The 26,464-nt window shown below is 65.2% G+C and carries 18 protein-coding genes and 1 pseudogene; 13 read left to right on the forward strand and 6 right to left on the reverse strand.

The window, feature by feature from the left end:
- Positions 1 to 8: 8 nt before the first annotated feature.
- Positions 9 to 1,640 carry an FAD-dependent oxidoreductase gene (locus tag GA0061098_RS38020; protein WP_091966476.1) on the reverse strand — a complete coding sequence of 544 codons (1,632 nt, stop codon included), beginning with the start codon at positions 1,638 to 1,640 and terminating at the stop codon, positions 9 to 11.
- A gap of 110 nt (positions 1,641 to 1,750) precedes the next feature.
- Between GA0061098_RS38020 and GA0061098_RS38025 the strand changes: the two genes are divergently transcribed.
- The 3 genes and pseudogenes from GA0061098_RS38025 to GA0061098_RS46550 all read left to right on the forward strand — a co-directional run.
- Complete coding sequence (locus GA0061098_RS38025; protein WP_091966478.1) at positions 1,751 to 2,293, forward strand: MarR family winged helix-turn-helix transcriptional regulator; 543 nt, start codon at positions 1,751 to 1,753, stop codon at positions 2,291 to 2,293.
- A 90-nt stretch (positions 2,294 to 2,383) separates the two neighbouring features.
- Positions 2,384 to 3,103: a class I SAM-dependent methyltransferase gene (locus GA0061098_RS38030; RefSeq protein WP_091966480.1), complete on the forward strand. Its 720-nt coding sequence runs from the start codon at positions 2,384 to 2,386 to the stop codon at positions 3,101 to 3,103.
- 85 nt (positions 3,104 to 3,188) lie between these two features.
- Positions 3,189 to 3,272 (forward strand): annotated as a pseudogene (locus tag GA0061098_RS46550) (MarR family winged helix-turn-helix transcriptional regulator); the annotation flags it as partial.
- A gap of 119 nt (positions 3,273 to 3,391) precedes the next feature.
- Here the strand turns inward: GA0061098_RS46550 and GA0061098_RS38035 are convergent.
- Positions 3,392 to 4,198, reverse strand: coding sequence for an N-acyl homoserine lactonase family protein (locus tag GA0061098_RS38035; RefSeq protein ID WP_165637869.1), 807 nt, complete (start codon positions 4,196 to 4,198; stop codon positions 3,392 to 3,394).
- A gap of 378 nt (positions 4,199 to 4,576) precedes the next feature.
- Between GA0061098_RS38035 and GA0061098_RS38040 the strand changes: the two genes are divergently transcribed.
- The 4 genes from GA0061098_RS38040 (at position 4,577) to GA0061098_RS38055 (ending at position 11,173) form a co-directional block, all read left to right on the forward strand.
- Positions 4,577 to 6,121 carry a caspase family protein gene (locus GA0061098_RS38040; protein ID WP_091966484.1) on the forward strand — a complete coding sequence of 515 codons (1,545 nt, stop codon included), beginning with the start codon at positions 4,577 to 4,579 and terminating at the stop codon, positions 6,119 to 6,121.
- A gap of 158 nt (positions 6,122 to 6,279) precedes the next feature.
- Positions 6,280 to 6,951: an OmpA family protein gene (locus GA0061098_RS38045; RefSeq protein ID WP_091966518.1), complete on the forward strand. Its 672-nt coding sequence runs from the start codon at positions 6,280 to 6,282 to the stop codon at positions 6,949 to 6,951.
- A 158-nt stretch (positions 6,952 to 7,109) separates the two neighbouring features.
- Positions 7,110 to 8,039, forward strand: a complete 930-nt coding sequence (locus GA0061098_RS38050; RefSeq protein WP_028143894.1) for an efflux RND transporter periplasmic adaptor subunit — start codon at positions 7,110 to 7,112, stop codon at positions 8,037 to 8,039.
- Positions 8,039 to 11,173 carry an efflux RND transporter permease subunit gene (locus GA0061098_RS38055; RefSeq protein WP_091966486.1) on the forward strand — a complete coding sequence of 1,045 codons (3,135 nt, stop codon included), beginning with the start codon at positions 8,039 to 8,041 and terminating at the stop codon, positions 11,171 to 11,173. The genes GA0061098_RS38050 and GA0061098_RS38055 overlap by 1 nt, the downstream gene beginning before the upstream one ends.
- Positions 11,174 to 11,319: 146 nt before the next feature.
- On the opposite strand, the gene GA0061098_RS38060 is transcribed toward GA0061098_RS38055, so the two are convergent.
- The gene (locus GA0061098_RS38060) at positions 11,320 to 11,994 is read right to left on the reverse strand and encodes a Crp/Fnr family transcriptional regulator (protein ID WP_028143892.1); all 675 of its coding nucleotides are present in this window, start codon (positions 11,992 to 11,994) and stop codon (positions 11,320 to 11,322) included.
- A 245-nt stretch (positions 11,995 to 12,239) separates the two neighbouring features.
- On the opposite strand from GA0061098_RS38060, the gene GA0061098_RS38065 reads away from it, so the two are divergent.
- The 4 genes from GA0061098_RS38065 to GA0061098_RS46560 all read left to right on the forward strand — a co-directional run bounded on the left by GA0061098_RS38065 (position 12,240) and on the right by GA0061098_RS46560 (position 18,821).
- Complete coding sequence (locus GA0061098_RS38065) at positions 12,240 to 14,315, forward strand: AsmA family protein (RefSeq protein ID WP_091966488.1); 2,076 nt, start codon at positions 12,240 to 12,242, stop codon at positions 14,313 to 14,315.
- A gap of 243 nt (positions 14,316 to 14,558) precedes the next feature.
- The gene (locus tag GA0061098_RS38070) at positions 14,559 to 17,006 is read left to right on the forward strand and encodes an adenylate/guanylate cyclase domain-containing protein (protein WP_091966490.1); all 2,448 of its coding nucleotides are present in this window, start codon (positions 14,559 to 14,561) and stop codon (positions 17,004 to 17,006) included.
- A gap of 992 nt (positions 17,007 to 17,998) precedes the next feature.
- Positions 17,999 to 18,520, forward strand: coding sequence for a hypothetical protein (locus tag GA0061098_RS46555; RefSeq protein WP_245323887.1), 522 nt, complete (start codon positions 17,999 to 18,001; stop codon positions 18,518 to 18,520).
- Entirely contained in the window at positions 18,507 to 18,821 is a 315-nt protein-coding gene (locus GA0061098_RS46560; protein WP_245323888.1) for a hypothetical protein, read from the forward strand. Before GA0061098_RS46555 ends, GA0061098_RS46560 begins: the two co-directional genes overlap by 14 nt.
- Here the strand turns inward: GA0061098_RS46560 and GA0061098_RS38080 are convergent, their stop codons facing one another.
- Together GA0061098_RS38080 and GA0061098_RS38085 are read right to left on the reverse strand one after the other, a co-directional pair.
- The gene (locus GA0061098_RS38080; protein ID WP_245323890.1) at positions 18,822 to 20,084 is read right to left on the reverse strand and encodes a Spy/CpxP family protein refolding chaperone; all 1,263 of its coding nucleotides are present in this window, start codon (positions 20,082 to 20,084) and stop codon (positions 18,822 to 18,824) included. It abuts the gene before it with no gap.
- Positions 20,085 to 20,320: 236 nt separating this feature from the next.
- Positions 20,321 to 21,364, reverse strand: coding sequence for a LysM peptidoglycan-binding domain-containing protein (locus GA0061098_RS38085; protein ID WP_091966494.1), 1,044 nt, complete (start codon positions 21,362 to 21,364; stop codon positions 20,321 to 20,323).
- A 179-nt stretch (positions 21,365 to 21,543) separates the two neighbouring features.
- Between GA0061098_RS38085 and GA0061098_RS45410 the strand changes: the two genes are divergently transcribed.
- Both GA0061098_RS45410 and GA0061098_RS38095 read left to right on the forward strand, forming a co-directional pair.
- Positions 21,544 to 22,260 (forward strand): hypothetical protein, encoded by a 717-nt coding sequence (locus GA0061098_RS45410; protein ID WP_430649292.1) that lies wholly within the window; start codon positions 21,544 to 21,546, stop codon positions 22,258 to 22,260.
- Between the two features lie 128 nt (positions 22,261 to 22,388).
- Positions 22,389 to 25,052 (forward strand): bifunctional diguanylate cyclase/phosphodiesterase, encoded by a 2,664-nt coding sequence (locus GA0061098_RS38095; RefSeq protein WP_091966496.1) that lies wholly within the window; start codon positions 22,389 to 22,391, stop codon positions 25,050 to 25,052.
- Between the two features lie 159 nt (positions 25,053 to 25,211).
- Here the strand turns inward: GA0061098_RS38095 and GA0061098_RS38100 are convergent, their stop codons facing one another.
- On the reverse strand, positions 25,212 to 26,024 hold the full coding sequence (locus GA0061098_RS38100) for a nickel-binding protein (RefSeq protein WP_091966498.1): 813 nt from the start codon (positions 26,022 to 26,024) through the stop codon (positions 25,212 to 25,214).
- Positions 26,025 to 26,464 lie beyond the last annotated feature (440 nt).

Here is a 26,464-nt window from a genome sequence, read left to right on the forward strand (position 1 = left end):
GCGAAACCTCAATTCAGCCCTTGGGCCTGCGACAACGCCGCCGCGATCGCGGCGCGCGTCGGATGGCGGAAGCGCGCGGCGACATAGCCATCGGGCCTGAGCAGATAGGCAGCGCCCGGGGCGGCGTCGTAGCGCTTTGCGACAAGGCCCGAGGGATCGGCAAGCCCGCCCTCGCCGCCGATGCGAACATCCTTGACCCCGTCGGGCACATCAATCGCCGCGCCATTGTTGAACGAGAGCAGGGTGAAGTCCGTTCCACCCTTGCGGAAGGCGTCCGTCAGATAGGCCTGCTCGGCAATTGGCGCGTCGAGCATGGAGCAGCCGGGAGACGGTCCGCCGCCCCAGACATCTGCATCCGGCGACGACAACGGGGAGGCGTAGCTGCACGGCACCGACAGTCGCCCGCCATTGACCATACGCTTGCCGAACTCGGTCTCCTTGGCCAGCGACAGCACCGCCTTGCGCAGCCGCGCTTCCTGATGCGAGTTCGGCGCCATGAAATCGGTCGAGCGCGTCGACTCGCGGATATTCTCGTCGGCCGCCATGCTGCGCTCGGCGTGATAGCTTTCGAGCAGGCTTGCGGGCGAGGTGCCCCGCAGCACGCGGTCGAGCTTCCAGGACAGGTTTTCGGCGTCCTCGAGCCCGGAATTGGCGCCGCGGGCACCGAACGGCGAAACCTGATGAGCGGAATCACCCGCAAAAATCACGCGGCCATGGATGAAACGATCCATCCGCCGGCACTGGAATTTGTAGAGCGAGATCCACTCGAACTCGAACTTGTCGTGGCCGAGCATGCGCGCGATCCGCGGCCGCACGTTCTCCGGCTTCTTCTCGACCACCGGATCGGCGTAGCGGTTGAGCTGGAGGTCGATGCGCCAGACATCGTCGGGCTGCCGGTGCAGCAGCGCGGAACGTCCCGCGTGGAACGGCGGATCGAACCAGAACCAGCGTTCGGTCGGGAATTCCGCGGTCATCTTGACGTCGGCGATCAGAAACTGGTCCTCGAACACCTGTCCGGCGAACTCGGCGCCGACCATCTGCCGCAGCGAGGAGCGCGCGCCGTCGCAGGCGATCACATATTGCGCGTGCAGCCGGTAGGCGCCTTCCGGCGTCTCGATCGTCAGCGCCACGCCGTCATTGCGCTGCTCCAGCGCCGTCACCTTGTTGCGCCAGCGCAGGTCGATCTCGGGCAGATCCTGGATGCGATCGACCAGATAGGCTTCGGCGTAGTATTGCTGGAGATTGATGAAGGCGGGCCGCTTATGGCCGTCCTCGGGCAGGAGGTTGAACTGGTAGAGCAGGGACTCCCCGTGGAAGATCCGGCCGACGCTCCACACCACGCCCTTGGCGACCATGCGATCGCCGACGCCAAGCCGGTCCCAATATTCCAGCGACCGCTTCGAGAAGCAGATCGCGCGCGAGCCCTCGCCGATGCGGTCGGCGTCATCCAGAAGGACGACGCGCTGGCCGCGCTGGGCGAGGTCGATCGCGAGCGACAGCCCGACCGGACCGGCGCCGACAACCACGACGGGATGCTCGGCCGGGCTTTGGCCGGCGCGGTCCTGATCGGCATGGCGGCGATAGCCGAACTGGGCTTTGGCCTGATGCGTCTTGACCTGAAGAGTCTTGGCCTGCGCCATACTCGAACCTCGGCTCTGGTCAGGAGAGGACTGATCTGCTAGATAGTCTCACGTGCAACTATTTTGGACCGGAGCCGGCCGGCCGTCAACTGGAATTCGGAGCGCGCTCCTTGGCGAGGACATCCAGCGACATCGCAGTGAAGGCCCGCGAAGCCGAAGAGGCCTCCGTGCGGCCAAAGGCACGGCTCGACCTGTTCAAGTTCGTACCGTTTCGTCTCAACCGGCTCGCAGCGGAAGTCAGTTCCGCGCTTTCGGTCGAATATCAGGAACGGCATGGTCTCGACATTCCGGCCTGGCGCGTGATCGCCACGCTCGGGTTCCGCAACGATGCCTGTAGCGCGCAGTACATCGCGCAATGCACCCGCACGCACAAATCCACCATCAGCCGCGCGGTGACTGCGCTGCTCAACGAGGATCTGATCGAGCGGGTGGAGAACGAAGCCGACCGCCGCGAATTCCGCCTGCAACTGACGAAGAAGGGCCGCGCGCTCTACGAAGAGCTGTTCCCGCAGCTGCTGCGGCGGGAAGACGAAATCCTCGCCTGCCTCTCCGCGCAGGAGCGCAAGCAGCTCTCGGTGCTGCTCGGCAAGATCGAAGCGAATCTCGATCTGATCCAAACCAGCGAAGAGGCCGACGCGAAAGAGGCGTATTAGGACGCGTACTCATGGACGCGCAGACGTCGGCTTTTGGGAGTCCGGTTGAGAAAGCTTGGTAGGCCCGTGACGGCAGTGGCGTATATAGCGATGCTACTTGTGGCCTTTGCTGCAACTCGCGCATACGCCGTTGATATGGGTTATCTGGCTCCCCCCGGAGTCGCTGCAAACGAGTTTCCCTCACCGCAGCGCCCTATCGCACGAATCGTCAGCCCGCGCCGCTCCGCCGATGAGCGCCGCGACGCCCTCGATGAGGCCGGTCAAATCGCACGTATGCTTGAACTGAAACCAGGCATGACAGTCGGCGACATTGGAGCAGGCAGTGGCTACCACACGGTCAGGCTCTCGCACCTCGTCGGACCCGCCGGCTCTGTCGTTGCCCAGGACGTCACGCGGGATTACCTCGTCGAACTCGCCAGGCGAACAAAACTTCTGAAGTTGACGAACGTGCAATTCGCGCTCGGCGAACCACACGACCCGCGTCTGCCCGCTTCCTCGCTGGACGCCGCAATCCTTGCGCATATGTATCACGAGATAGCCCAACCGTATGCCTTCCTCTACAATCTCGCGCCCGCCTTGAAGCAGGGTGCGCGGGTGGGAATTGTCGATCTTGAGCTTCCGACGTCGAAGCATGGCACGCCAATTGCGCTCTTGCGCTGCGAATTAACTGTCGTCGGCTATCGCGAGATCGCCACATATAAGCTCGCAGGGGACGGAGGATACCTAGCGGTATTCTCTCCCCCGGAGCTAGCGGCTCGAAAATCTCCCCACGATATCGTTGCTTGCGAGGATCCTGCCGGCACTCGTTGAAGCCATATCTGCCGCCCGTCTCGGAGACCGCACACGTCCGAAGAAAAGGTCAGACCGGAATTGCCGATCGAGACTCAAACCGCCGCTCTCGACCCGGCTCGGCAAGATCGAAGCGAGTCTCGACCTGATCCAGACCAGCGAAGAAGCCGACGCCAAGCAGGCGTATTAGCCGACGCTGTCATTCCGGGGCGCGCCCTCTTGGGCGCGAGCCCGGAATCCATACTCCCGATCGTGGTTATGGATTCCGGGCCTGCGCCTTCGGCGCATCCCGGAATGACGGCTTCGCCCTCACTTCGCAAACGACCGCGACGGCGGCAGGTGCAGCGCCCAGGCATCGACCTTGTCGCTGGCGCGCGGATAGATCTCCGTCACGATCGGATCGTGGCCGGGAATGAATCGATCAGGATGGCCGGCGAGGCGCTCGATCGTCTCCCAGCCCACCGCCATGTCGCCGACATTGTAGACGATCGGGAACGGGCTCTTGCGCTGCAGATTGGCGTAGTAATGCGCGGCATCGGACGCCAGCACCACCGGCCCGCGCGCGGTCTCGACCCTGACCACCTGTAGGCCGTCCGAATGGCCGCCGACACGATGCACGGTGACGCCGGGCGCGACCTCGCCGTCACCCGAATAGAAAGTGACGCGTTCGCCATAGACGTGGCGCACCATCTGCGTGACGTGCTCGACCGAGAACGGATGTCGCAGCAGTCCGTTGCACATGCAGCGTCCCGTCGCGTAGGCCATCTCGCGCTCCTGGAGATGGAAGCGCGCATTCTGGAAGCGATCGAGATTGCCGGCATGGTCGTAATGCAGATGCGTCACGATGACGTCGCGGATGCTTGACGCCGCGACGCCAAAACGCTCCAGCGCATCGACCGGATTGAGCGTCAGCTTGCGCGCCCGCGCGCTCGCCTCCTCGGCATTGAAGCCGGTGTCGACCAGGATGTCGCGGCCGCCGCCGCGGATCAGCCAGACGAAATAGTCGAGGTCCTGCGCCGCGCTGTCATGCGGATCGGGCTGAAGGAAGTTCATGCTGGGGGTGCGCGGCGACATCGTCGCATAGCGCAGGGCGTAGATCTCGTAGGCGTTTCCCATGGTTTTTGCTTTTGCTTTGCTTTTCTGAGTGGATCTTCGGCACGATCCTGCGCACCAAGCCATTCTCCGCTGCAAAGGTCAAACGCCGCGCCGCATCAGGGCGGCAGGCCTTCAATGTGAGACCAATCACATTTTCGTCGCCATGGAGGCCCTAACGTGCCGCCGGTAAGATCGAGCCGGATCACGTCGAGCACAAACATGAGAGCCTGTTTATTCCCCCTGCGGCGCACCCTGGCGTTGCGGTCAATCGTCGCGATAACGCCGAATCTCCAAGCGGTTGACGCCCCCCGTCCCCGGTTTGATAATGCAGGAAGCGTAAGTTAAGGTCGCCGCGGCGCAAGCTGGGAACGGCGCCTTTTTGGCTGGACCGCGCTGATTATGAAAATTCGCTTCCTTTTTCTTCTGCCCTTGCTCGTCTCGCTCGTCCCGACTGCACCATCGCTTGCGGCCGGTGACCGCTTTGCGCTGGTCATCGGCAACGCGAAATATCCGGATGCGGATGCCCCGCTGAAGGAACCGATCAACGATGCCCGTGACGTCGCCGACGAGCTCAAGCGCGACGGCTTTTCGGTCGAGATCGGCGAGAATCTGACCGGCGACGGCATGCGCCGCGCGTTCGACAAGCTCTACGGCAAGATCAAGCCGGGATCGGTGGCGCTGGTATTCTACAGCGGCTTCGGCATCCAGTCGGCGCGCCAGAGCTACATGCTGCCGATCGATGCGCAGATATGGACCGAATCCGACGTGCGCCGCGACGGTTTCAGCCTCGAGACCGTCCTCGGCGAGCTCAACACCCGCGGCGCCGGCGTCAAGATCGCTCTGATCGACGCCTCCAGGCGCAATCCGTTTGAGCGCCGGTTCCGCAGCTTCTCGGCCGGCCTGACCCCGGTCATCGCGCCGAACGGAACGCTGGTAATGTATTCGGCGGCGCTGGCCTCGGTGGTCTCCGACGCCGGCGGCGGGCACAGCCTGTTCGTCCAGGAGCTCCTGAAGGAAATCCGGGTCCCCGACCTGATGGCCGAGGAGACGCTGAATCGGACCAAGATGGGCGTCACCCGCGCTTCGCGCGGCGAGCAGGTGCCTTGGATATCCTCTTCATTGGCCGAAGATTTCTCGTTCAGCCCGGGAGCCGGCGGATCGCGTCCGGCACCGGCGACGCCGCCCGCGCCTCCCGCGACGCCGCCGGTTGTCGCCAACAACCCGCCGCCGGCACCACCCGCGCCGCCGACACCGCCTCCGCCGCCGAAGCCGGCCGACACCGCGGCGGCACCCGCGCCGGCTTCTCCACCTGCGCCTGCGCCCGCGCCGGCCACCACGCCGAAGCCGCAGATCGAGGCCGCCCTGCCCCCGCCGCCACCGCCGGTAAAGCCGGCAGATCCCGCTCCGGCACCGAGCATGGACAGCGGGCCGAGCGCTGCTGCGCTGGCCGACGATCCCACGATCAAGAGCCTGACCTCAAAGATCGCCGCCAATCCTGATGACGTGAACGCGCTGTACCGGCGTGGCCAGGTCTATGCCAGCAAGGGCGCCTACAACCTTGCCATCAAGGATTTCGACGACACGCTCCGGATCAACACCAAGGATGTCGAGGCGCTGAACAACCGCTGCTGGACCCGCACCGTGGTCGGCGACCTCCAGGGCGCGCTGAAGGATTGCAACGAGGCGTTGCGGCTGCGGCCCAACTTCGTCGACGCGCTGGACAGCCGCGGGCTCGTCAACCTCAAATCGGGCGCGGTCAAGAATGCCATCGCCGATTTCGATGCGGCCCTGAGGATCAACCCGCGCCTGACTTCCTCGCTCTACGGACGCGGCCTCGCCAAGCAGCGCAATGGCTCCGCCCAGGAAGGCGCGCTTGATATCGCCAATGCAAAGGCAATGGATCCGAACATCGTTCAGGAGTTCGCAAGCTACGGAGTGCGCTAGTATTTTTTTGAATTGAGGCAGGCGGCGCCTCGAACCCCTGGTGGCCCAGGGAAGACTAACGAACGGACGCCGCAGGCGGCCTTCCCCGGGGGGCTCATTGCAGGAATTTGGCAGGAATTTTGGAACCGCGCGAGCTGGCTGCGCAGGAGGGACTGGTTATGAAATCGGCTGCAAAGGGACTTACCGCGATCCTGTCCATCATCGCTCTTGGCGCCGCGCTGTCGCTGCCGGCCTCGCCCGCCTTCGCCGGCGACGACGGCAACAGCAAGAACGTCACCGAGGATGACATCGTCCGCGCGCTGGCGCCGCCGGCCAAGAAGCCCCTGACCCGCGGCCTCTCGATCGCCCCGCAGGCTGATCCCGCGCCGAACGCCGCCGAGAGCAAGCTGATCCAGTCGGTGCGCGGCCGCTCGACGCGTTCGCTGTCCTCGACCGAGCGCGAGGAAATCGCATCGGTCGCCAAGGACAAGCCGAACATCGATCTCGAAATCACTTTCGACTACAACTCCGCCAATATCAGCGCCAAGTCGATGCCATCCGTGCAGGCGCTCGGTCGCGCGCTGACCAGTCCCGACCTGAAGGGCTCCACCTTCGTGGTGGCCGGTCACACCGATGCCGCCGGCGGCGAAACCTACAACCAGGACCTGTCGGAACGCCGCGCGGATGCGATCAAGCGCTACCTCGTCGACAAGTACAGCATCTCCGCCACCGACCTCGTCACCGTCGGCTACGGCAAGAGCAAGCTGAAGAATCCGAGCCAGCCGATGGCGGAGGCCAACCGCCGCGTGCAGGTCGTCAACATGGAAAACAAGACCACCGCATCGAAGTGAGCACGACGTAATCCTTTGAAGTGACAAGTCGTGATGTGGTGTAAAGTCTCGCCTCCAAAGCGCGTCCCGCGGCCTTGCGGGACGCCGCTTTGTTTCAGGGAAACGTTCTCGATGGGCCTCGCGCGGATGGCCGTGAGCCAGGCCAGGATGATCCGGCGATGAACCTCTCCGAATATCTCAAGCCTGCCGGAACGGTGGTGTTCGTCGTCGCGCTCGGCGTCGGCTATTACCTGTTCGAGCATCGCAAGCGCGCCGAGCCGAAGGAAACGCAGAGCGAGGCGCTCGTCATCGTGACGAAATCGACCAATGCCTGCTTCTCCGACCTCGTGCGGGTGACCGGCTTCTTCGTGCCGCGCCGCGAGGCCGTGGTCATCGCCGACCAGGAGGGATCCAAGGTCACCGATCTCTTCGTCACCGAAGGCACCGTCGTTGCCGACAACCAGGAGCTGGCGCGCCTGACCGCGCCGCCGCAGATCCCGGGGCAGCCGCAGAGACCCGGTCCGCAAGGCCCGATCTCGCTGAAGGCACCTGCGCCCGGCCTCATCACTGAAGTCCGCACCATCGTCGGCGCGCCCGCTTCCCCGCAGGCCGGCCCGATGTTCCGCATCGCCGTCAACAACGAGATCGAGCTCGATGCTCAGGTCCCGGCGGTGCACATGCCCAAGCTCAGTTCGGGCGCCACCGTGCGGATCAGCCGCGACGACGCGCCCGATTTGATCGGCCGGGTCCGGCTGGTTGCGCCCGAGATCGACCGCGCCACGCAGCTCGGCCGCGTCCGCATCAGCGTCACCAACAATCCGTCGCTGAAGGTCGGCGTGTTCGCCCGCGCCTCGATCGACGCCAAGCGAAGCTGCGGCGTCTCGATCCCCAAGACCGCGATCGACCATCTCACCATTCAGGTCGTCAAGGGCAACACGATCGAGACGCGCAAGGTGCGGGTCGGGCTGTCGTCCGACAACGCGACGGAAATCCTGGAAGGCCTCGACGTCGGCGAAATCGTCGTGGCCGACGCCGGCTCTTCGCTCCATGACGGCGACCAGATCAAGACCATGTTCGCCGATGAACTCGATCGCACGCGGGTACGCTGATGGCTCTCAATATCTCGGCTTGGTCGATCCGGAATCCGCTGCCGTCGGTCGTCTTCTCGATCATCCTCTTGATTCTCGGCTGGGTGTCTTTCACCAAGCTCGCGGTGACGCGGCTGCCTTCGGCCGACATTCCCGTGATCTCGGTCGTGGTCTCGCAGTTCGGCGCGGCGCCCGCCGAGCTCGAATCGCAGGTGACCAAGACGGTCGAAGACGCCGTCTCCGGCGTCGAGGGCGTGCGGCACATTACCTCACAGATCACCGACGGTGTGTCGGTCACCACCATCCAGTTCGCGCTGGAGACCAATACCGACCGCGCGCTCAACGACGTCAAGGACGCGGTGACGCGTGTGCGCTCGAACCTGCCGCAGAACGTCACCGAGCCGCTGATCCAGCGCGTCGACGTGATCGGCCTGCCGATCGTGACCTATGCCGCGATCTCGCCGGGCAAGACGCCCGAGCAACTCTCTTACTTCGTCGACGACGTGGTCAAGCGCGCGCTGCAAGGTGTCCGCGGCGTCGCCCAGGTCGAGCGCATCGGCGGTGTCGAGCGCGAGATCCTGGTTTCGCTCGACCCGGACCGTTTGCAGGCAATGGGCCTGACCGCGGTCAACGTCAGCCAGAGCCTGCGCGGCACCAATGTCGACGTCGCCGGCGGCCGCGCCGAGATCGGCAAGAACGACCAGGCCATCCGTACGCTCGCGGGCGCCAAGACGCTGAGCGATCTCGCCGGCACCATGATCCCGCTGTTCGGCGGCGGCGAGGTCCGGCTCGACGATCTCGGTACCGTCACTGACACCATCGCCGACCGCCGCACCTTCGCCCGCTTCAACGGCGAGCCGATCGTCGCGCTCGGCATCAAGCGTTCTAAAGGCGCCAGCGACGTGAAGGTGGCCGAGGCTGTGCAGAAGCGCGTCGACGCGCTCAAGGCCGCCTATCCCGACGTCGACCTGAAGGTGATCGACACCTCGGTCGAATACACCAACGGCAATTACCACGCGGCGATCTCCACCCTGTTCGAGGGCGCCATCCTCGCCGTTGTCATCGTGCTGTTGTTTCTGCGGGACCTGCGAGCCACCATCATCGCCGCGATCTCGCTGCCATTGTCGATCTTCCCGGCGTTCTGGGCGATGGACATGCTCGGCTTCTCGCTGAACCTCGTCAGCTTCCTCGCCATCACGCTGTCGACAGGTATTCTGGTCGACGACGCCATCGTCGAGATCGAAAACATCGTCCGGCACATGAACATGGGCAAATCGCCCTACCGTGCCGCCCTGGAAGCTGCCGACGAAATCGGCCTCGCGGTGATCGCGATCTCGCTCACCATCATCGCGATCTTCGCACCGGCGAGCTTCATGTCGGGCATCGCCGGACAGTTCTTCAAGCAGTTCGGCATCACCGTCTCGGTGCAGGTGTTCTTCTCGCTGCTGGCGGCGCGCTTCGTCACGCCGGTGCTGGCCGCCTACTTCCTCAAGCCTGGCACTCACGAAGAACCGCCTCCCGGCCGCGTGCTGCGGTCCTATCACAGGATCGTAGCCTGGTCGGTGAAACACTATTTCATCACGGTGCTGGTCGGCTTCGGCGTCTTCGCCGCCTCGATCTGGAGCATCACGCTGTTGCCGCAGGGTTTTCTGCCGGCGCAGGACAGTTCGCGCTCACTGCTGGCCCTCGAGCTGCCGCCGGGCACCCAGCTTGCCTATACGGAAAAGGTCACCGAGGACATCGTCGCACGCCTGCGCAAACGGCCCGAGGTGAAGAGCATCTTCGTCGACGGCGGGCGCGTTCCACCGGGCACCCAGGAAGTCCGGCGCGCCGCGCTGATCATCAATTACACGCCCAAGGATGCCCGCGACATCACCCAGCGCGAGCTGGAATTCTCAATCAGCCAGGAATTGGAGAACATCCCCGACATCCGCTTCTGGTTCCTCGACGAGAACGGCCTGCGCGCCATCTCCCTGGTCGTAACCGGTGTCGACGCCAACATCGTCAACAATTTCGCGAGCGAGCTCGCGACGCAGATGAAGCGGATTCCCACCATCTCCAACGTGATCTCGGAAACCACGCTGGAGCGGCCCGAGCTGCGCGTCGAGCCGCGCGCCGATCTTGCCGCGCGGCTCGGCGTCTCGACTGAAAGCCTGTCGCAGACCATCCGCGTCGCCACCATCGGCGACGTCGGACCCGCGCTCGCCAAGTTCGACGTCGGCGACCGTCTGGTGCCGATCCGCGTGCAGCTCGAGGATGCCGCGCGCGGCAATCTGAAGACGCTGGAACAGCTGCGCGTGCCGCTCGGCGAGCACGGCGAGAAGGGCGGCGTGCCGCTCTCGGTCATCGCCGACGTCAAGCTCGACCAGGGCCCGACCAGCATCAACCGCTACGATCGCGAGCGGCAGGCGACCGTCGCCGCCGACCTCGTCGGCTCCGCCGCGCTCGGCGACGCCACCAAGAAGATCTATGACCTGCCGGTGATGAAGAGCCGGCCGAAGGGCGTGAAGGTCTCTCCCTCCGGCGACGCCGAAAGCCTCAACGAACTGTCCGACGGCTTCGCCACCGCGATCACGGCAGGCCTGATGATGGTCTACGCCGTGCTGGTGCTGCTGTTCGGCACCTTCCTGCAGCCGATCACCATCCTGTTCTCGCTGCCGCTCTCGATCGGCGGCGCCATCGCGGCTCTGCTCATCACGGGCAAGCAGCTCACCACGCCGGTGTGGATCGGCATTCTGATGCTGATGGGCATCGTCACCAAGAACGCGATCATGCTGGTGGAGTTCGCGATCGAAGCGATCCGCGACGGCAAGCCGCGCGAGGAAGCCATGATCGACGCCGGCATGAAGCGCGCCCGGCCGATCGTGATGACCACGATCGCGATGGCCGCGGGCATGATGCCGAGCGCGCTCGCGGTCGGCGCAGGCGGCGAGTTCCGCTCGCCGATGGCGCTCGCGGTGATCGGCGGCCTGATCTTCTCGACCATCCTGTCGCTGGTGTTCGTGCCCGCGATGTTCATGGTGATGGACGATCTCGGCGCCCTGATCTGGCGCTTCGCCAAGCGGCTGATCGTGCACAGCGAGGACGCCGAGACGGACAATCATCACGGCGCGGCGCCGGCATCAAAAGACGTTGCCCACCGTGCTGCGGAGTAAAATTCCAGGCGAGCGGCTGGAGGGGCGCGTCAACGCAGGGCGCCTTCAAGGCGCTCTGTTACCCCAATAGCTTTCACGCGGATCACGCTCGGCCCTGCGGTCTGCACCGGCAAGCCCTGCATTCGTAGGCTACGTTCGGCTTCGCCCTACTCGTTCCGCGCGATCGCGGTCAGCTTGGTCATGTTCCGCAGCAGGATCCGGCCGCGCTGCAGATCGAGGATCGCTTCCTTGCGCCAGGCCTGGAGCTGGCGGTTGACGCTCTCGCGGGCGGCTCCGACGAAGACGCCGAGCTGCTCCTGCGAGATGTGCACCTCGGAACCGAAATCGGCGGCCAGCGCGCAGAGCCGTCGCGCCAGGCGCACCGGCAGCGGCTGCAGCATGGATTCCTCCATGCGCTCGCTCTGCCAGCGGATGCGCTGGCACAGCAATGCGATGATCTTGATTGCGACCTTCGGCTCGCGTTCGAGGAAGCTGAGGAAATCTTCGCGCCGCAGCACGAACAATTCGCTGGCCTCGCCGGCGGTCGCATCCGCGGTCCGATTCTGGCCGTCCAGCACCGCGACTTCGCCGAACAGGTCGCCCGGGCCCATGAAATTGAGCGTCAGCCGGCTGCCGTCGGAGGCACCTGTCTCGATGCGGACCTGGCCGCGGCGCACGCCGAACAGCGCGTTGCCGGCATCGCCCTTCTGGAACAGCACCTCGCCGTTCCCCAGATGCTGGGTGTGACAGAGATTGGACAGCCGCTGGAGCTCGTCTGCACCGAGATCCGCGAACATCGCGTTCATCTTCAAAATGACCGCAAATTCGGCCTGCTTGCTCATTTCAATGTCCTTGTGAAGTCCTGGTCAGTCATCTTGTCAGACGCTTGGCAAATCGCTTGAAACCATCACGATCAGGATCGCGTAAAACCGCGTCGGGGAAGTGTGTCATAAGTCACATAACTTTGCAGCACCCCCTGACTATTTTTACGCGCTTGGAGCCGCTTCCCGTCCGGGGATAAACTCGGCCGCGAAGGATGGATAGCCGGCGGGATTCGACGCCGATTGTCCGTCAGTGGAAAGTCGAGATGAGAGCAGTAAAATTCGCCGGCGCGGCATTGGCCGCCGCCATCATCGTGATCGCACTCCTGCTGGTGGTCGGAATCCCCTCGGGCTTCCTGACGACGACGATCGCCTCGCGCGTCGAGAGCGCGACCGGCTATCGTCTCTCGATCGACGGCACCACCAAGATCAGCCTGTGGCCGACGCTGAACGTCACCCTGAACGACCTCTCGCTTGCCGATCCCCGGGATCGCAGCGGCATCACGCGGCTGACGGTCGACCGCGTGCAGGCCGACATGTCGCTCTCCAGCGTTTGGTCGGGCCGCCCTGAGATCCGCGAGCTGATCATCACCCATCCGGTGCTCTACCAGCCGCTGCTGCGTGAACGCTTGCCGAATGCGGGGAGCTCGTCGAAACCGCCTGCGCTCGATGTCGACGGGGCATCCATCGACCGCGTCAAGGTCACCGACGGTGAGGTCGCATTCGCGCGCGTGCGCGATCGCGTCGAGGGCCGCATCAGCGCCATCAACGCGGAGGCGACCATCGGCCGCGACCGCAAGGTCGACATCACCGGCACCGCGCGCGTCGGCGACCACCCGACCAAGTTCGACATCAAGGCGACTACGCCTGCGCCGCCGGCCGACCGGCCGACGATCCCGGTGGATTTCGCCATCGACATGCCCGACGTGCTGAAGTCTCAGCTCACCGGTCATGCCGAGATGCGAATGAACGGCGACGTCGTGATGATCAACGGCGTGAATGGCCGGCTCGGCGACGGCGCCTTCAACGGCTGGGCTTCCGTCGACATTGCGAGCAAGCCGCTGGTCAAGCTCGACCTCGACTTCCAGCGGCTGGCTATACCGCTGGCGAAATCGCCGGAGGGCGCAGCCGGGCAGCCCTGGAGCAATGCGCCGATCGACGTCTCCGGGCTCAATTATGTAGATGCGCAAGTGAGGATCTCCGCGAACGAAGCCGTCATCGGCGATGCCCGCATCGCGCCGCTGGCACTCGATGCGAAGCTCGCCGGCGGCGTGCTGAAGGCCGGCACCGCCAATCTCGGCGCCTATGGCGGCCAGGTCTCGGGCGAGGTGATCCTCGATGCGACCACCGGCGCGCCGAGCTTTGCCATGCATTCCGATCTCGTCGGCGTGCGCGCGCTGCCGCTGCTCCAGGGCCTTGCCGAATTCGACCGCATCGACGGCAAGCTGCAGGCCAAGCTCGCTCTGCGCAGCGCCGGCACCAGCCAGCGCGCGCTGATGGCCAACATGCAAGGCACGGCCTTCGTCAATTTCCAGGATGGCGCCATCCGCGGTATCAATGTCGCACAGATGATCCGCTCGCTGACATCGGGCACGCTGTCCGGCTGGCAGGACAACCAGAATGCCGGCCAGGAGCAAAGCACGGATTTGTCGCAGCTTTCGGCCTCGTTCCGCATCGACAAGGGCCAGGCAGTGACGACCGATCTCAATCTGATCGGGCCGCTGGTGCGCGTCACCGGCGCGGGCACCATCGCGCTCGACACCAAGATGATGGGTTTTCGCGTCGAGCCGAAGCTGGTGATGACGACCGAAGGTCAGGGCCGCGCCAATGAGCCGGTCGGCTTCGGCATTCCCGTGATGATCCAGGGCAGCTGGTCGCAGCCTAGGATCTACCCTGACATGGCCGGCATGCTGGACAATCCGGATGCCGCCTATGCCAAGCTGCGCGAGATGGGCAAGGGCCTGTTCGGCCCTGACGGCGCCGGGCTCGGCAACATTCTGGGCAGCCTTGGAAGTAATCTTGGTCTCGGCGGCACGCCTGCGCCCGGCGGCAATGCGGCCGGCAACGCCAATCCGCAAGCCCAGCAGCCGGGGCAGAACAATCTGCTCGGCGGTCCGCTGGGCGAAGCCATCGGCAATTTGCTTCAGCAGGGGCTGTCCAGCGGCGCGGGAAGCAGCACCGGCGCCGCGCCAGGCAGTGGCCGCAGCCGGAGCCTGCCGGCAACGCCGTCCACGCCGACGCCGCAGGCCTCGCCCGCGGCTCCGGCCCTTGAGGACCCGCCGGTCGCGCAGCAGGACAGTCAGCCAATGAACGACGTGCTGCGGCAACTCTTTAACCGGTGATTGGCGGGCTGGGCTCCACGGCAATCCCCTTACATCAGCTTCCCCGCCACCGGCTTCCTCCGAACGGATGAGACTGCGGCAATTCACCGGCCTTCCGCCGGCCCGCCCGTCCACCGGGAGTAACCACGCCGGCCGGTCCCCGGCCCGCGCGGCGGTCCTTTGGCCCAAATTGTGATAGAACGGCCGGGAAGGGCCTGCACGGCCCGTGAGCGCCGGCGTCGATGGCGGCGCGAGAGGATCGGGATGGCAGGAGCGAACGACAAGACACGGTTTCTGCGCGAGGGCCTGTTCGCCAAATACGTCGTCTCCCTCGTCGGCCTCGTCGTGTTCGTCCTCGCCGTCAACGGCGCGATGGAGACCTGGATCTCCTACCGCGCCACCAAGACACAGCTGACCGACGGGCTGGAGGACAAGGCACAAGCAGCCGCCCGGCGGATCGAGCAGTCGATCTCGGAGCTCGATCGCCAGATCAGCTGGGTGACGCGGGCGAGCCAGGACACCCTCGAAAAGCGCCGCGCCGACTACGCGTCGCTGCTGCACCAGGTCTCGGTCGTCAACCAGCTGTTCCAGCTCAACGGCGAAGGCCGCGAGGTGCTGCGCGTCTCGCGCCAGTCGACCACGACCGGCAGCAATGCCGACCTCTCCCGCGACATGCGCTTCACCGACACCGTCGCCCGCGGCGTCAGCTATGCGCCGGCCTGGTTCGCCGACCGGACGCCGTTCATGTCGATCTCGGTGGCGCATTCCGGCTTCAATGCCGGCGTCACCGTGGCCGAGATCGATCTCAGCTTTCTCTCCGACTTCCTGTCCGACGCGCAAGTAGGCAAGGCCGCCTTTGCCTATGTCGTCGACCCCCGCGGCCGCGTGCTGGCGACGTCGTCGAAAGGGCCGGATGTCGGCAAGGATTTGTCGAAGCTGCCGCAGGTGGCGGCCGCGATCGCACCTGGCCATGAGGCGGACAGCTCGGGCACCGACTTCAACGGCCATGCGGTGATGAGCGCCGCGAGCACGGTGCCGAAGCTCGGCTGGAGCGTGTTGTTCGAGCAGCCGACCACGCAGGCCCTGACGCCGATCCGCGACCAGCTGGTGCGCATCGCGCTCTTGATCGGCATGGGCCTGATGGTCGCGATCCTCGCCGGCACGCTGCTCGCCCGCCGCATGATCATTCCGATCACGGCGCTGCGCGACGGCGCCTACAGGCTCGGCGAGGGCGATTTCAATCACCGCATCGAAGTGCGCACCTCGGACGAGCTGGAGGATCTCGCCGGTCAGTTCAACCGCATGGCCGGCCAGATCCAGGAGACCTATTCGGACCTGGAGACTAAGGTCGAGGAGCGCACGCGCGATCTGGCGCAGTCGATCAACGAGCTGAAGGTGCTGGAGGAGGTCGGTCGCGCCGTCGCCTCCTCGCTCGATCTCAACGCCGTGCTGCCGACGATCGCCGCGCGCGCGATCGAGATCACCCATGCCGATGCGGTGCTGATCTACGGCTTCGATGCCGAGACGCACCGCTTCAACCTGGTCGAGGCCAACGGCATCGACAAATCCCCCGACGGCGCCCATGTCACCATCGACGAAGGCGAGAACATCCTGAGCGATGCCGCCGAAAGCGGCGAGCCGATCGCGATTTCCGAACTCGGCGCGGCCGCCGAGCAGCCGCTGCGGGAGGTCGCCATCGCGGCCGGCTTCCATTCGGTGCTGGTGGTGCCGCTGGTCGACCAGCAGGGCACGCTCGGCTCGCTGGTGGTGTTGCGCCGCCCGGGCGGCGAGTTCGCCGCCAGCATCATCGGCCTGATGCGCACCTTCGCCAACCAGGCCGTGCTGGCGATGCGCAATGCGCGGCTGTTCACCGAGGTCGACCACAAGAGCCACGCCCTGGAGACGGCGAACGAGACCGTGCGCGCCCAGGCCGACAAGCTGCGCGAGCAGACCGAGCAATTGAAGAACTGGAACAAGTCGCTGGAGGAGCGCGTCAAGACCCAACTCGGCGAGATCGAGCGCATCCGCAAGCTGGAGCGTTTCCTGGCGCCACAGGTGGCGCAGCTGATCGCCTCCTCCGACAGCCCAGAGGGGCTGCTCACCAGCCAGCGCCGCGAGGTGACCGTGGTGTTCTGCGACCTCCGCGGCTTCACCGCGTTCACGGAGGCGACCGAGCCGGAAGAGGCGATGAACGTGCTGCGCGAATATCACGCCGCGCTCGGCAAGCTGATCTTCAAATATGAAGGCACGCTCGACAAATATGCCGGCGACGGCGTGATGATCTTGTTCAACGCGCCGATCCAGTTCGAGGACCACACCAAGCGCGCCGTGAAGATGGCGGCGGAGATGCGCGACACGATCGGCCCGCTGACCGAGCGCTGGCGCAACCGCGGGCACAGCCTCGGCTTCGGCATCGGCATCGCGGTCGGCTATGCCACGCTCGGCCAGGTCGGCTTCGAGCAGCGGCTGGAATATGCCGCGATCGGCAGCGTCACCAACCTCGCCTCGCGCCTGTGCGGCGAAGCCAAGCCCAACCAGATCGTGGTCAGCCGCCGCGTCTACGGCATCGTCGAGCCCTGGGTAGAAGCGCGCGCCCTCGACGATCTCCAGCTCAAGGGTTTTAATCACCCGGTGCTCGCGATGGAGATTTTGAACTGGCGCGAGGAAGTCGAGAACGTGGTGGATGCTTCAGTGGTGCGGCGAAGGGGGTAGCTTCCTCGCCTGTCCCAAGTGGTGAGGCATTGCTCTTATAGTTCACTGACAGCGTTTCGCGATCCCGCGACGGGTTGCGCCCGGGTTTTGCTTGATCTCGGCACCCTTCGAAGTGGAAGGGCGCAGGGAAGACCGGGCACCGGCTGGCACCCGCAAGACCCCTGTGCATGAGTGCGTGATAGTCGCTCACAGGGGAGAAACAGGTGCGGCCGAATGCCCGGCCTTCCCTGCGCAGTGGTTGAAACGGCTTATGTCGCGCTCTCGCCGGTGAGACGATCCCTTTGCCACCGTCGCCTTGCAGCTTTCGAGGGATGCGCAGGTCCGGTCGGACCAGCGCACCGCTGCAAGACTTGACGCCGGATATTCGGGCGTCACGACCACACGATTTTGCCGTACGCAGGCAGCACCGTCGTACACGCGCCCGCTGATCGCTCACGGGGACAACCCGCCCTGCGACCGCATCTGGCACCAACGCCGCCCGCGTCCACCGCCCCTCACCCCACGAACCCTGACGATCGCGATCCGTCCCTTACCATGGGATGAGTTGGGAGGGAGCATAGGGTGTTTCGTTTTTCTAGTAAAGAGAATTTTGGATTATTCGAATACGAAATTGGATATCGAGCTTTCTTGGAATTTCAAAACAACCCCATGCACAGTAGACGTGAGTTGCCGGATCAATGGGTTATGAGAGACAGTCGAGGACCCACCTCCCCGGGGTCGTCCCGGCGAACGCCGGGACCCATACCGCGTGATCTATCGGTTGCGGGACGTAGAAGGACCGAACACCTCATCTTCGCCAAACTTCTCCCTGTGGTTATGGGTCCCGGCGTTCGCCGGGACGGCAGGGGAGAATGAGGCGACGGCGTTGCCAAAATCCCTCCCCCGAACCACATCCCTGCTCCCCGCAACTAACCCTCGCCTCAACGGCGAGGCGATTCCAATGGAGACCACCTGTGACGCTCGCCTTGCCTTCGCGTGCTTATGATCTGCAGATGCTGGACCGTCCCGCCGATCGCGCGCGCGACCAGGGTTGGGTCTATGGCCTGCCGCCGGGCATCAGCAGCGAGCAATGGCCGCTCGATCCCGTCACCGGCTATCCCCTGATGCACGGTTTCACGCTGCTGCTGCCGGAGGACTACCGCGTCCATGGCGAGGACATCGTTGCAGTGTCGTTCTTTGCCACCGCGCCCGACCACAATGACGGCGGCGCGCCCGACGATCCTGAAATCCGCGAGGCCGTGCAGGCGCGCGCCTCGCATCCGCGCCTGTCCCGGATGACCGACATTCTCGACTACGAATATGCTGCGCTGCTGCTGACGAAGGCGGAATATGACGGCCCGTTCGCGACACCGCCCGCACCGCTTGCGCTGGCGACGGCCGACCGGCCGCGCTGGCTCGATGTCGGCGGCGCCAGCGCCTTCTTCGAGACGGCCGCGCCCTTCGAAGATGTTCGCCGGCCCTCCGCGTGCCGAACTGGCCGAGAACCTCGCGATCGCGTTGATGCCGCGTGCTGATGATCCCAACGCCGGCAAGGCCCCGCAGGACCCGCACATCCCGCGCAACCCGCCGACCGGCTATCAGTCCTATTACTACTTTGCCGACAATATCCCGACCGCCGACAATTACCGCCTGCACGATTGGTGCAAGGACCACGCCCGCATCCATCTCGGCGGCACCATGCGGCCATGCCAAGCGGTGCCGGAGATGAGCCCGTTCTACATCGAGTTCGAGGAATATTTCGGCGGCTACAATTTCGGCAGCGGCAACGCGCAGCTCGACTTCAGAGACATGAAGTTCGACTGGGCGTGCGACTGATCACGCCCCCCGCTTCGGCCCGATCGCTTCGAAGCCGGCCTTCTGCTCGTCGCTCAGATCGGCCTCGAAATCGTCGAGCGCATCGATGACGCCGTTCACGGCTTGCAGCATTGTCCGCAGCCGCGCCTTTGCGGCGGAGAGGCGCGCCTGCGGAGTCGCGGCGGCTTCCGCCGGGCAGGCGCTGAGCGTCTGCATCGTGCGCAGGGTGGTGTCCTGGAGCACCTCGAAGCGGGCGCGGGCGGTCTCGTCGAGGCGGAGCGTGGTGGCGATATCGCCTGCCGGCCATTGCTGCTGCACGAGCTGCTCATACTGACGCTGCAGCTTTTCGTCATAGCGGGGATCGCTGTTGGCATCGCAGGCGTTTGAGGCCTGCGCATCCTTGCTCGTATCCTTGCTCGTATCCTTGCGCTGCATGGCCGCGAGCGCGGCGCGGCGGTCCTTGGAGAGCGCCTCGAGCTTGGCCTTCTGGCCGTCGTCGAGGAGACCTGTGAACTTCGACAGCGGCGCCGCGATGGCGTCGGTTGCCTTGATCATGGCCTCGATGCGCGCCTGCATCAGGCCGAGGCGCTCCGAGGCCGTGGCGGGCGCCTGCGCCGGGCAGGCGGCGCGGATGGTGTCGCGCGCATTGGTCCAGGCGGTTGCGAGCTCGTCGAGCGCCACGCGCTGCAATTCGTTCGGCTGCAGGGCGGCGGCGATGCGGTCGACCGGCAGGCCGCCGGTGTCGCTGGCCTCGCACAGGGTCTCCGCAGTCGGGACTCTTCGTCCGCGCCGGCCTTGCGGTGCGGTGTAGGCCGCGAGCTCGGTCGCCGCATAGGGCGTGAAGATCGCGGCATAGATGTCGCCATAGCCGTAAAGCGAGAGACTGGTCGCATCGCCGAAGACCACGGCATTGGTGAGATCGTCATGCGCGAACGGCCAGAACACCGGGCCGACCCAGCCGTAGCTGCCATCGGGATGGCGCCACCAGCCCTGCGGTCGGCGGCCGCCCTGCCAGCCCGACAACGCCGCTTGCGCCGTGAGCGCCGCACGCAGGACGTAAGGATTGGACTGTTGTCCGCGCTCGGCCCCGCGCGGATCTTGACGTGGATCTTGCGACCTCAACGCGGCGGAGCGGTATCGGCCGCCCCGCACCGCCATGCGGGAATGGCGCAAGCGCGACACGCCGATCATGTGGCCGACGGCGAAGCGTGCGACGCCAAGCGGACCGCCGCGCAACCCGAACTGCGCCTCGGCCTTACCGGGCAGCAGCACGGCCGCAATCATGATGGTCGCGCCCGCCAGCGCCAGTCCGATGCGTCCTGACAACACCGCTGACCTGACCAATTCGGCCTCCTCCCGGCTGCCCAAGCGCGCACTGCGTCGCATCGAGATGACGCGCCGGGGAACCAAATGTTCCGGAGGGACACAGGGCAAAGCGTCGCGGGGAGATGACTTACCTATCCCGGCGCCTGCGCAGACGCGCTTTGGCTACGGCCTGAGCGCGCGCCTCGAAACGCCTCTCACTCCGCTTTTTGCGGCATCACAAACGTCTGGCCGGGATAGATCAGATTGGGATTGTGGATCTTGTCGCGGTTGGCCTTGAAGATCACGGCGTAGCGGGCGCCGTCGCCATAAGCGAGCCGGCTGAGCGCCCACAGGCTGTCGCCGCGGGAGATCACCCGGCTGCCGGTCTCCGCCGGCGCGGCGCTGAGGCCGTCCGCCGGCGAGGCCGATGCAACGGTCGTCGCCGCCGGCGCCCGCGCCATGACGCGGGGCTTCGGCGCGCCGACCAGCCTCGGCCGGGCCGCCGACCTGTCGGCTGTTGAGGCCAGATGCGGCGCGGCCGACTGCAAGGAAGCCACGACATCCGATTTGTCGTCCGGCTTCTCGGCCTGCTTCACGTCTTGCCTGGCGGCCGGCACCGGACGCGCGGGCGGCGGCGCCGCCTCGGCGATGGTCACCGGCATGGTCCGGCTGGACTGCGTGACCGTGCCATCCGGCGCCCTGGCGCGGAGCGTCAATTCATAGGAGCCGGCGGGAAGCTGCGGCGGGGTCATGACGAACTGGCCCGAGGCGTCGGCGACCACCGTATCGAGCGGCTTGCCGTCGCGCAGCAGCTCGACCTTCGCACCCGGCGCGGCCTGGCCCGCAATCACCGCGGCCTCGCCGTGATCGTCGACGCGGGCGACGTCGAAACGGGGGCCGGTGTCGGCGACCGCCGGCGGCGGCTTGACCGGTGCAAGGTCGGCGAGCGCGGCCGTGACCTGCTTCTGGGTCTCGGCCAGCCCGGCCACCTTCGGCTCAGGGGCCGCCGCGGGTGCTGGCGCAGGCGGCGTGGCGGCGGCAAGCTTTGGCTGTTCCGGTTTCGGCTCGGGCTTGAGTTCGGCCTTGAGTTCGGCCTTGGCCTCGACCTTTGCTTCGACCTTGGGTTCCGGCTTGGCGGCGACGGCGGTCTTGGTCCCGTCCGGCAGCAGGCGGCGCAGCTCGGTCGGGCCGATCACCAGCACGGTGCCGACCAGCGCGAGCAGGCAGAAGGCAATGAAGGCCTTGGATGCGGTCATCATCGGAAAAGAACCTTGGATGGCAAATCAGCCGAGGGGCCAAGGTGCGCCGAATTGGCTGCGGCAGCAAGACGTTCGATGGGATGAGACCGCCGTCCCGGCACTCAGGGATGAACCGGCGCCACCCCGCCGGCGTCAAATCACGCGAGACCGCATCGCGGCATTTTTTGAGGAATTTTCCCGTGACCACATTTTGCCGTTCCGCCCCAAGTCTGGCGCTCGGTCTGGCCCTCGGGCTGGCGCTTGCCCTGACGCTCGCCGCCTCCCCCGCGCTCGCAGTCTCCGGCCCGCCGCCGGGCTTCGTTCTCTCCGACAATGCCGAGTTCGCCTTCACCTCGCCCGACAAGGCCACTGGGATCGAGCAGTACAAAAAGGACAGCGGGGATTTCGAGATGAAATGGCAGGCCTGGGCACGGCACGGCGGGCAGATGACGGAGCTGAAGCCTGAGCAGGGCTATCCGGCCGGCTTCCGCTTCACCAGCGACTCGCAATGGCTGGTGCGCATGCAGAAGACCGGCTCGGGCGAGCAGGACCTTTTTCTCTACCATGTCGAGAACGGCGCCTTCGTCAGCGCGACGAAGCAGTCACTCAGTGATCTCGCCTGGGCCTATTTCCACAGCCGTCCCGACACGAAGAAGATGAAGCTCGACTACCATATCTCGGCCAATCTGATGAAGGGCGCCGAGACTGCCTATCGCTGGCTCGGCGTCGACTGGCCCGACAACCGCTACCTGCTGATCTCGCTGTCAGGCGAAATGGACAAGCATCCGAAGAACGTCGCCGTGAAGGGGCTCGCCGACTGGAAATGCCGCTATGACCTCAAGACCGGCAAGTTCGATGTCCCCAAGATGTTCGCCAAGGGCAACGTGGAAGCGCTGAACTGGGAGATCAAGCGGTGAGCGCACCGCAATCGCCGCGCGCGATGGAACCAACCCTCTGATTCCGTTCCGATTCATAGTTCCCTAACCTTCGCTGGTAACGGGGTCTTGTCGGTTTTGCTGCACCTTGCATCCCACGGGAGGGCTGCATGGGCACATCGATCCGATGGACCGCGCGCATGCGCGCGCTGCTCCGCCGTTGGCGGGGAGCGCCACTGACATGGCTGATCGTCGGCGGCTTCGTGCTGATGGCCGCGACCGCAATCGGCACCGCGCTCACGGTCGACCGTTTCCGGCAGAATGCGATCGAGAGCGGCCGCGACAGTCTTGAAAACGCCGTGCGCCTGCTGGCCCGGCATTTCGACCGCGAGTTCGAGGATTTCGCGGTGCTGCAGAAGAGCATCGTCACCGAGCTCGAGAGCCGCGGCATCGAATCCGCCGACGTCTTCCGCAGCGAGATGGGCACACTCGCCATGCACGAGGTGCTGCGTGCGAAAGCCAGCGGCTGGTCCGACGTTGCCGGTGCCAACGTGTTCGATGCCAGGGGCGTGCTGATCAACTCGTCGCGGCGCTGGCCGGTCGCAGACGTCTCGGTCGCGGACCGCGGCTACTTTAACCGCCTCAAGAACGATCCAACCGCGCAGGAGGACGTGGAGGTGGTGAACGGCCGGATCGGCAACGGACCGGCGATCGTGTTCGCGCGGCGCGTGTCCGGCCCGCATGGCGAATTCCTCGGGCTGGTCTCGCGCGCGATCGCGCCCGAGCAGCTCGAATCCTTCTTCGCCTCGACCGGGCTCGGCGAGGAATCCTCGATCGCGATGCACCACCAGAACGGTCAATTGCTGGCGCGCGTTCCGCGTGTCGATGCGATGATCGGGCAGAACTTTCGCAAGGGCACGCCGGAGCAGATGGCGGTGTTCGATCGCACCTTCGTCTCGATGCAGATCGCGAGCCCGATCGACGGCAAGGACCGCATCGTCGCCTCGCGCCTGCTCGCCGGCGAGCCGCTGGTCGTGGTCGCGACCAAGTCGCTGGATGCGACGCTTGCGACCTGGCACACGCAGACGAAATTCTTCGTCACCGTCGCCGTGCTGTCGATCGGCCTCCTGGTGCTCACGCTGTTCCTGATCTTCCGCCAGGTCACGAACCGGCTCTCGCTGGAGAAGCAGCGGCTCGACACCGCGATGAACACGATGACGCAGGGGCTCCTGATGTTCGATCAGGACGAGCGGCTGATCGTCTGCAACCGGCGCTACATCGAGATGTACAGCTTGTCCCCTGAAGTGGTGAAGCCCGGCGCCACTTTCCGAGACGTGATCCGGCACCGCCATGACACCGGCTCGTTCCACGGCGACGTCGAGACCTATTGCGACGACATTCTGAGCCATATCGGGCGCACCCAGAGCACCATCGTGGAGACCGCGGACGGCCGCCTGATCGAGATCAAGAACCAGCCCGGCGCTGCCGGCGGCTGGCTCGCGACCCATGACGACGTCACCGCGCGCATCCGCGCCGACGAGCGCATCGCGCATATGGCGCATTACGACGCGCTGACCGACCTGCCCAACCGCGTACTGCTGCGCGGGCATCTGGAGCGGCGCGTGGCGGAGCTCAGCCAGGGCAAGTCGTTCGCCATCCTCTATATCGACGTCGACGAGTTCAAGGGCGTCAACGATTCACTCGGACACGAGGTTGGCGACGAATTGCTGCGGCAGGTGGCGAACCGCCTGCGCGCCTGCGTCAGCGGCAACGACCTCGTCGCGCGGCTGGGCGGCGACGAGTTTGCCATCGTCAAGGCTGAGACCTCCGATCCGGCCGAGCTGTCGGCGCTGGCGGAAGATATCCTCAAGGCGCTGCGCGCGCCGGTGGATTGCAAGGGCCAGGACATCCCGACCGATGCCAGCATCGGCATCGCGATCGCGCCCGACCACGGCGACAATCTCGACGACCTGCTCAAGCGCGCCGATCTTGCGATGTACGCGGCGAAGTCGGAGGGACGCCGCACCTTCCGCATCTTCGCGCCGGAATACGACGCCAAGGCGCGGCTGCGCCGTCAGCTCGAGCTCGATCTGCGTCAGGCGCTGGCTCGCGGCGAGTTCGAGGTGCACTACCAGCCGCTGGTCGATCTCGCGGCCAATGTCGTGACCGGCTGCGAAGCGCTGCTGCGCTGGCGCCATCCCGAGCGCGGCATGGTCTCGCCGGCGGACTTCATTCCCGTGGCGGAAGACACCGGACTGATCGGCGAGATCGGCGAATGGGTGCTGAAGCAGGCCTGCCGCGAGGCCGCCTCCTGGCCCGGCCAGATTCACATCGCCGTCAACGTCTCACCGGTGCAGTTCCGCTCGCGGACGCTGGCGCTGAAGGTCGCGGCCGCGCTCGCGGAGTCCGGACTTGCATCAGGCCGGCTCGAGCTCGAGATCACCGAGACCGTGCTGATCCGCGACGACGAGGAGGCGCTGACGATCTTGCAGCAGCTACGCGAGCTCGGCGTGCGCATCGCGCTCGACGATTTCGGCACCGGCTATTCCTCGCTGAGCTATCTGCACCGCTTCCCGTTCGACAAGATCAAGATCGACCGCAGCTTCATCAGCGACATCGGTCAATCCGAAGATTCCTCCCCGATCGTGCAGGCCGTGGTGCACATGGCCGCGGCGCGCCACATGGCGACGACCGCCGAAGGCGTCGAGACTGAAGCCCAGCGCGAGGTGCTGCGCCAACTCGGCTGCAGCCAGATGCAAGGCTGGCTGTTCAGCCCGGCCGTGCCGGCGGCGAAGCTGAAGCAGCTGCTGGCGTCGCAGGCGGTTGCGGCTTAGCGCGGCGCTCCCTCGTCGGAGAGATGTCCGCGCCCCAAGGAAGCGGACGTCGGGGCCGACGTTGCGTTCTTCTGCCTTGAGCCAAAGGCTGAAGGCCGGCGTTCCGCGTGATAGCGTCAGCGACGGGCTAAACGCAGACGTCGCCAGTAGTCGCGACAGTTAACGCCATTCGATTCCGTATGCATCAATCGGCTGCTGAAAGCCTTTGAGATGGTGGGCACCCAAGCTTGACACTTGCACGCGATCCCGGATGCAATCCTGTACAGCCTTTGACACGAGAATGGCATCCGGTTCGGCCAACTGACACAAACGAGCGGCCAGTTGAACGGCCGCACCGAAAAGGTCGTTGCTGTCAGCAATCGGTTCACCGACATCGATGCCAATTCGCACCTGAAGCTTCTCCTTGCTCGCCAGATTGAAGGCTTCAAATGCGCGCTGGATGGCCCGGGCGCATTGCACGGAGGCAGAGGCGTCGGCAAAGGATGCCATGATACCATCGCCGGTGTGCTTCACCACATGCCCGCCCTCGTCCTTCAAGGCCCGGCGCACCAGCGCGTCATGAGCCCGAACCATCTCCACTGAACGGGCATCGCCAAGACGCTCCGTCATGCTGGTAGAGCCAACGATGTCGGTGAACATGATAGCTCGCAGCGCCGAATCGAATTTGACATCCTCTGCCGCGCTGCTCGGTGCCGGGTCGGACACCCTCCCCAGAAACGCCTGGACCGCCGAGAGGTCCACTTCGATGACATCTTTCGCTACGTCGCCGTGAGCTTCGTCATGAACCCTCATCGCCGTTCGGATATCCGGCGCGTCAATGAGACAGAAGCCCGTACCGCGCGATTCATCAAACCAGTACGTTAGAAAACGAACGCCGTATCGATCTTGTACTTCCAAATCTTTGCGATGCGCCTCGGCGATATCGGCAGCGGTCAGCCCCGAGAGATCGTGCCGGTCAAGGAAAATTGGCATTGGCGGCACCTTATCTAATTCTTCGAAATATGGCCTGAAGTCTGCACCAAGCTCGGAGTTCCCGAAAGTGCCAACCCCTGCGTCCTGATGTCAGCTTCGGGTCACTTGCGGACTTTTGACCAAGCATCGATGGACGTCAGCTAGGGGGCCAGTAGCCGACTCATTCGCTACTTGAAGGCCCGCTTGACCAAGGCATCAGTGAGCGATCCTCGCGTATATTCTCCTCTTGATGCCAAGCCGAGAGTTCTGCAGACTCCAGGCTGTTTCAGGCCATTCTTACTCAACCGGTTTGATATGAAGACTATTCTGACGCTGTTTTTCGTGTCGGTTAGCTCGGGTGCGCTTGCCGCCACTCCCACGGCCGGAACGGGACCGTGTACTCGGTACACGCCTGTTGGTGTCTACTGCTTCTGTAGTCACGGCGTGTACCGTGGGTCATA

Source organism: Bradyrhizobium shewense (assembly GCF_900094605.1).
Taxonomy (GTDB): domain Bacteria; phylum Pseudomonadota; class Alphaproteobacteria; order Rhizobiales; family Xanthobacteraceae; genus Bradyrhizobium; species Bradyrhizobium shewense.

Coding starts and splice junctions, on each gene's coding strand:
- GA0061098_RS38070 (WP_091966490.1), top strand. CDS start 14,559: ATGGCAGGAGCGAACGACAAGACACGGTTTCTGCGCGAGGGCCTGTTC.
- GA0061098_RS38065 (WP_091966488.1), top strand. CDS start 12,240: ATGAGAGCAGTAAAATTCGCCGGCGCGGCATTGGCCGCCGCCATCATC.
- GA0061098_RS38045 (WP_091966518.1), top strand. CDS start 6,280: ATGAAATCGGCTGCAAAGGGACTTACCGCGATCCTGTCCATCATCGCT.
- GA0061098_RS38100 (WP_091966498.1), bottom strand. CDS start 26,024: ATGCCAATTTTCCTTGACCGGCACGATCTCTCGGGGCTGACCGCTGCC.
- GA0061098_RS46560 (WP_245323888.1), top strand. CDS start 18,507: ATGCCGCGTGCTGATGATCCCAACGCCGGCAAGGCCCCGCAGGACCCG.
- GA0061098_RS38060 (WP_028143892.1), bottom strand. CDS start 11,994: ATGAGCAAGCAGGCCGAATTTGCGGTCATTTTGAAGATGAACGCGATG.
- GA0061098_RS38095 (WP_091966496.1), top strand. CDS start 22,389: ATGGGCACATCGATCCGATGGACCGCGCGCATGCGCGCGCTGCTCCGC.
- GA0061098_RS38030 (WP_091966480.1), top strand. CDS start 2,384: ATGCTACTTGTGGCCTTTGCTGCAACTCGCGCATACGCCGTTGATATG.
- GA0061098_RS38085 (WP_091966494.1), bottom strand. CDS start 21,364: ATGATGACCGCATCCAAGGCCTTCATTGCCTTCTGCCTGCTCGCGCTG.
- GA0061098_RS38035 (WP_165637869.1), bottom strand. CDS start 4,198: ATGGGAAACGCCTACGAGATCTACGCCCTGCGCTATGCGACGATGTCG.
- GA0061098_RS38050 (WP_028143894.1), top strand. CDS start 7,110: ATGAACCTCTCCGAATATCTCAAGCCTGCCGGAACGGTGGTGTTCGTC.
- GA0061098_RS38055 (WP_091966486.1), top strand. CDS start 8,039: ATGGCTCTCAATATCTCGGCTTGGTCGATCCGGAATCCGCTGCCGTCG.
- GA0061098_RS38040 (WP_091966484.1), top strand. CDS start 4,577: ATGAAAATTCGCTTCCTTTTTCTTCTGCCCTTGCTCGTCTCGCTCGTC.
- GA0061098_RS38080 (WP_245323890.1), bottom strand. CDS start 20,084: ATGATTGCGGCCGTGCTGCTGCCCGGTAAGGCCGAGGCGCAGTTCGGG.
- GA0061098_RS38020 (WP_091966476.1), bottom strand. CDS start 1,640: ATGGCGCAGGCCAAGACTCTTCAGGTCAAGACGCATCAGGCCAAAGCC.
- GA0061098_RS46555 (WP_245323887.1), top strand. CDS start 17,999: ATGCTGGACCGTCCCGCCGATCGCGCGCGCGACCAGGGTTGGGTCTAT.